This window comes from Parabacteroides caeci, from assembly GCF_023656795.1.
Classification (GTDB): Bacteria; Bacteroidota; Bacteroidia; order Bacteroidales; family Tannerellaceae; genus Parabacteroides; species Parabacteroides segnis.
Genome location: NZ_JAMOKT010000124.1, coordinates 1 through 6,738, shown reverse-complemented (window position 1 = coordinate 6,738; position 6,738 = coordinate 1). Strand labels below are relative to the sequence as shown.

General features: G+C 39.1%; 2 protein-coding genes and 1 pseudogene. 1 reads left to right on the top strand and 2 read right to left on the bottom strand.

What is annotated here, in order from left to right:
• Window positions 1–117 precede the first annotated feature (117 nt).
• Complete coding sequence (locus NBH15_RS28795) at window positions 118–3,288, bottom strand: SusC/RagA family TonB-linked outer membrane protein (RefSeq protein ID WP_128135033.1); 3,171 nt, start codon at window positions 3,286–3,288, stop codon at window positions 118–120.
• Window positions 3,289–5,057: 1,769 nt separating this feature from the next.
• Between NBH15_RS28795 and NBH15_RS28790 the strand changes: the two genes are divergently transcribed.
• A complete protein-coding gene (locus tag NBH15_RS28790; RefSeq protein ID WP_244050572.1) occupies window positions 5,058–6,245 on the top strand; it encodes a DUF418 domain-containing protein in 1,188 nt (395 codons plus the stop codon).
• Window positions 6,246–6,286: 41 nt separating this feature from the next.
• Here NBH15_RS28790 and NBH15_RS28785 read toward each other — a convergent pair.
• Window positions 6,287–6,628: pseudogene (locus NBH15_RS28785) on the bottom strand (Fic family protein); the annotation flags it as partial.
• Window positions 6,629–6,738: the final 110 nt, after the last annotated feature.

The window sequence follows — 6,738 nt, the reverse complement described above, 5'->3', positions numbered from 1 at the left end:
TATCGTTATTAGTTAATAATGAATTTGATACAATACAAAGTTAACTAAAATGGTATAGCTTTTGTAGTGCTATCTCGTGCTATCCGTCTTTTCCGATTTTAAACATAGGAACTATTTTTAGAAAGTTAGATTTAAACCGAAAGAGCAAGCGCGTTGCATCGGATACTTATAGGGGTCATCCAATTCCGGATCGAATCCTTCAGGAGTATTTGAAATTGTAAAGAGATTTTCTCCTGTAAAATAAACACGTAATTTTTCAATAGAAAACTTAGATGTAAATTCTTTCGGCAACGTATAGCCCACACTCAATGATTTCAAACGGCAATAAGCAGCGTTCAACAAATAACGAGTCTGGTTCTGCCCCATAGCCGAACCGCCATTAAAGCGAGGAACTGGGAATAAAGCACCTGTATTGTCTTTTGACCAATAATCCGTATTATAACCGGAAGGAACATTCCATTCGCTGGAATAACCATTACGGAAAGGCAGTCCCGGCATCATAATGTCGCGTTTAGCCACCCCCTGGAAGAATACGGAGAAGTCTACGCCTTTCCAGTCTGCTCCCAGATTAATACCATAATGGAAACGTGGAGTCGAGTTACCGATTATCTTTTTATCACCGGGATTATCAACGGTGTTGTCACCCCAATCAATAACTCCATTACCATCCAGATCTGCAAAACGAATATCACCCGGTATCAACTGAATACCACCGGATACTTTATCCTGAGTGGGTGCACCAGCTACTTCCTCCGGACTCTGGAATAATCCCGCTGTTTCATATCCCCAAATTTCACCTTGTTTCTGACCTACATAAGAATTGCTCAGGCTTCGTTCTATATTGTCAAACTTTGTCACTTCACTCTGATAATCAGATAAGTTAAAACCGATGTTATAATGTAAACCATTAGGCAACTGATCATTCCAACTTATTTCGAATTCCCAACCTTTCGTCAGTGACTCTGCCGCATTTTCCAGAGGCTCGTTAGCACCTAAAACTCCCGGTAAGATTTTACCTGCAGAAAGAATATCAGACGTACGTCTCTGGTAATAGTCGAATGCCCCCTTCAAACGGCTGTTCAGCAAGTTGAAGTCAAGACCGATATTCCATTGAGTAACAGTTTCCCAAGTGATGGACTGGCTCACCAGACCACCCGGTGCAACAGCCTGCGGCTGGTTACTTCCCATAATCCAACCGATCTGACCGGTTCCATAATTGGATAAGTAAGCATACCAACCGTTATCCAATGCCTGGTTACCCAGACTACCGTAAGAACCTCTTAACTTCAATTCATCAAAGAAACTATTTGTCATGCTTTTAAACCAGGCTTCTTCTGACAATTTCCATCCCACAGAAAAAGAGGGATTAAAAGCGGAACGGTCATGTTTCGGAAATTTGGAAGAAAGGTCGTAACGCCCGTTAAATTCGATCAAATAACGATCGGCAAATGCATAGTTCACACGGAAGAAACCGCTACGGGTAGCCCAGGAATCCTCACCATTATTAACATATTTTTCTCCGGTAGCAGCATTCATCGAAGGTATATCATTCGCAATCAAACTTTCACGACTGGCACTAAAGCTGCGTGTATGTTTACTCTCCTGATTAAAACCGAGCATCACTTTAAAATAATGCTGATTCAATGTCTTTTCATAATCCCCAAAGAAATTAAATGCATTATATGTATCATTCTTTTGTGATTCGGCAACAGAGTTCGGGTTTGTCCAGGCGAATGTTTGAAGGAATTGTCCGTCCGCACCGTATTCGTTAAATGATTTCATATGAAATTTATTATGCTCAGCATAATAATTGAATGTATAATCCATATTAACAGTCATACCTTCGATCGGCGTTAACTTCAGTGCAACAGTATTCCAGAAGTCATTCTTGTCTGTCTTACGACCACCATTCGAAAGGATAGCCGGGAAATTGGTAAAATCACCCTGGCCAGACCAATTGCCGTCCGGATGCTTAACCGGCATGATCGGACGAGTATCACCTCCCATAAAGTTGTCGCCATGAACGTTATCCTGATTCAAACCGGACAGGTTCGTACGGTTATAAGTTGTCTTCATCGATAAGTGCAACCAGTTATTAACATCATAATTAATATTATTCATGATATTAAACTTCTTGAATTCCTCATTACCAAACTTCAACAAAGAACCCTGGTTCAAATACCCCAAAGAAGTATAATAAGTGGCTTTCTTAGTACCGCCACTGATATTCACGCCATAATTCTGCACCGGATAACTTTTCTTATACAACTCTTCCATCCAGTTAGTGTTACCACTATACGTATATTTGGTACCGTTCTTACTTAAATTAGGATTTGAAGAGATATAAACAGGAGAATTATTAACAGGATCGTTATAGTACGCTTGGACATGCTCCATAAATTCAGCATCAAACTGCGAATAAAGCTCACGTCCGGAGGTGTTATATTCTGCCGTATTCATCCAGTTCACCCATTCCATAGAATTCATATAAGTAGGACGGGTAGTCGGACCGTTAAAAGAAACGGATGCATCAAAAGAAACCTGCGTCGGCTGATCTTTCCGTCCCCCTTTAGTCGTGATAAGTACAACACCGTAAGCAGCACGTGTACCGTAAATAGCAGCAGAAGCGGCATCCTTCAATACAGATACTGATTTTACGTCCTGAGGATTAATCAAGTTTGGATCCATCTCCACACCATCTACCAATACCAACGGACTACTACCGCTTAAGGCCGTCGTACCACGAATGTTGAAAGAAGAACCTGTACCCGGGCGGCCACTGGTCGTCACATTCAAGTTAGGAATGGCCCCCTGCAAACCTTGTCCCAGATTGACGATAGGACGATCTTCGAGGACCTTACTATCTATTGCAGACACGGCACCGGTCAAATTGGCTTTTTTCACAGTAGCATAACCAACCACCACCACTTCATCCAAGGCTTTGGAATCTTCTTTCAGTACAATCTTCAAGGCTGTTTGTCCCGTGTAGGTGATTTCCTGCGTAACAAATCCAATGTAGGAGATCTGAATGACATCACCCTTTTTCACATTTTCCAATGTAAAGTTACCATCCATATCGGTAACATTTCCATTTGTAGTTCCTTTCACTAGTACAGTAGCTCCGGTAATAGGACCTAAGGCATCTTCTACCACACCACTAACTTTCCCGCTTTGCTGGGAAACGCTAACACTTTGCTTTTCAGGTGCAATCTCAGCAAAAGCACCAACAGGAACTGCTAAGGCTCCCGATAGCAAAATTAGACTTACTAACTTAGTTTTTTTCAGCATAAAGTTATAATTTAAAGAATACATCTTTTATAAAAAGGGCGGCAGTCTTACAGGTAAGTAGAAACATTCACTCTCAGACAATAGAACTGGGCGCACTTTTCATAGTCATTTGCTTGTCATTATTTATATAAGTTCTGAAAGAACTCTGTCACCCCATTCTCATATTTCCATTCAAAAACTGGTTTTTATTTCATTGACTAAAAAATAGTAAGATGTAGTATGAAATTTCTAACTCTTTTATAGTGATTTTTACGCACACATCAGCTTTGTTTGTTAAAATTGAATTAGAATATGATATTTTTACATAATTATATCACGATTAAATAAATATTTCAATATATTTGCGAAGAAAAAACAGAGTTCTTTCAGAACTTAAATCATCTTATGACTATCACACTAATTCAGATAAACAGAGATAATCAAGGTTTCTTCGCATAGGTCAACAGGTTACACCAGATAAGATCATTCTTCCCTCTAAAAATTTACAATATATAAATTTCAAACATAATTAACGGTTACATATTATCTATTTCACTTTAATGCGATACGGTTTTTGAGAAAATATTAATAACAACAACACCTGCAATGATCAATCCTAATCCCAGATTACCCTATGGTAATTTCAAAAGATAATATAGATTGACTAGTAGACGTCAGTCATCATTCGGGATATATTATGACAAGTATATAATAAATGAATCCCCACCTCTCATTTTTTCAAATTGATGCATTTAGCGTCAATAATCTATCAAATTGATCCATTTATAAACATTTTCATATCAGCTACGTTACGCAAGACAACCAAAGCAGAAGAACCAGATATACAATATTTAACATTTAATTCATCAAAGCCAAATTCAAATCACCGTTTTAAATAAATTGCAAGTTCGTTTAAAACGAGATTTTTTTCATTTTAAATGAATTGGGGATTTATTTAAAAGAAAATTTTTGTTAAATTCGGTCGAAGAGACCTCTTTTCAGAGTCTTTTTGCCCTCAAAACACATGTTTTACAACAGGTTATTTTTCCAGACGGAGACAAATATCGCATCAGATTCAAATAGCACATTCACACAGATAGTTCATATTCAATATCAATATCCAGCAATATTAGCACAATGCAGACCAAAAGATAGGCGCAACAAACAAAAACCAACATAAAGATATACAAACATTGCTCATAAGAGCAATAAAAAAGGACATACTTGAGTAAGGACACATACAGTCCACTGGCAACAGGGTTAATTTGACATTTTGACAAACAACATTTACCCTATAAATCAATAAACGGAAGTTTACGGGCCTTCTCCATTAGCTCATATGAAAGCCGCCCGGCATCTTCTGTCGACGAATTCCATGCTTACAAATATTATGGAGTACAAACATTATGTTTCTACTCCATAATTCAAAACAGATCATTCATTCCATTTTGTTTTATTCTTAAATAGCCCGCCATTTTATCTACGAACAAGATATATTGCTATTTTTACACAAAATTTAGACCAATGGATCAAGGATATAATAATATAATCAACAGCATCAGAAAGTCATTGGAGGTGAAATCAGTTTCAGTTTTTACCTGATACATCTCTTCATAATAGAAGGATATAACTGGTTAATCCGTAGCTACGATCTCCATATCCCGTATCAACTGGGGATACCCGTCATATTAATTATCGTGACCGGACTAAGCCTGCTGTCATATTATTATTTTGAAAAGCCGGCAAACAAATTGGTAAAGAATTTATTAAACAAAAAAAAAATAATCGACATGCAACAAACTCCAACTTCCAAAATCCCCCGTATCGAGGTGGTAGATGCTTTACGAGGCTTTGCCGTTCTGGCAATTATTCTGGTTCATAACCTGGAACATTTTATCTTTCCGGTATATCCGGATGCGGCCAGCCAACCGGAATGGCTGAACATTCTGAATGAAGGCGTCTTCAGCGTCACCTTCTCGCTGTTCGCCGGAAAAGCATACGCTATTTTTGCTTTATTATTCGGCTTTACATTTTATATCCAATATACCAACCAACAGAAAAAAGGAAAAGACTTCGGTTACCGTTTCCTCTGGCGATTGCTTCTGCTGGTAGGTTTTGCCACATTGAATGCCGCCTTCTTCCCGGCAGGTGATGTGTTACTGTTGTTCTGCGTAGTGGGAATATTCCTTTTTCTGGTACGTAAATGGAGTGATAAAGCGGTCCTTATCACGGCAATCATTCTTTTATTGCAGCCTGTCGAATGGTTCCATTATATCGCCAGCCTGTTCAATACTGAATATACGTTACCGAATCTGGGCGTCGGAGAGATGTACGGCGAAGTAGCCGCTTACACTAAAGAAGGTGATTTCTGGAAATTCATCCTCGGCAACGTAACACTCGGACAAAAGGCCAGCCTGTTCTGGGCAATCGGTGCCGGTCGCTTCCTGCAAACAGCCGGCCTGTTCATGCTCGGATTGCTTATCGGCAGAAAGCAATTATTTGTTACTTCCGACACGAATACCCGCTTCTGGGTAAAAGCCCTGATCATTTCTGCGATTGTATTCGGTCCGCTCTACCAGTTGAAGGTCATGTTATACGATAACAGTGATGCGGATATGATCAAAAATACGGTAGGTGTAATTCTGGATATGTGGCAAAAGTTTGCCTTCACAGTTGTACTGGTTGCCTCTTTCGTTTTATTATATCAGAAAGAATCATTCAAGAAGCTGACTACCTCATTACGTTTCTACGGAAAGATGAGCTTGACAAACTATATCTCCCAATCCATAATGGGAGCAATCATCTATTTCCCGTTCGGTTTATACCTGGCTCCTTATTGCGGATATACCGTCAGCCTGCTGATCGGTTTCATCCTGTTCCTGTTGCAGGTAAGTTTCTGTAAATGGTGGTTGAAAGGGCATAAACAAGGCCCGTTGGAAAGTCTCTGGCACAAACTGACCTGGATCAATTCAAAATAAGCATTAACTTATAATCCCCTTCGGGGGATTATTTTTTAGCTCTAAAAGTTGGAAATACTCGATAAAAATTTCACAAAAGGTACTATATTACTTTCCACACTTGCTTTTTCAAGAGAAACCATATACTCATCCCGTCTTTCTACCGGAATAATCAGCCAGTCATAACCACCTGATGCCAACATCGTATTCATCAAAAATCTGCCAATACGACCGTTTCCATCCATATAGGGGTGAATATAGGTTAATATAAAATGTCCTAAAACGGCTCGTACACTCGCTTCCGACTCTCCTTTTAACAATTCGAACAGGGTTGTCATTGCATCTCGGAGCGCATCCGGCTTTAATGGTGTGTGCATTGAGTTACGAATATTGTCTTGTCCTGAAATAGCTTGACAACTTTTTGGACAAAAAAAGAATAAAAATGCAAGAAAAAAAGTCCAGAAGAAAGCACAGCGAGACATTCAAGTTATCTGTGCTACGCGAATATTACAGT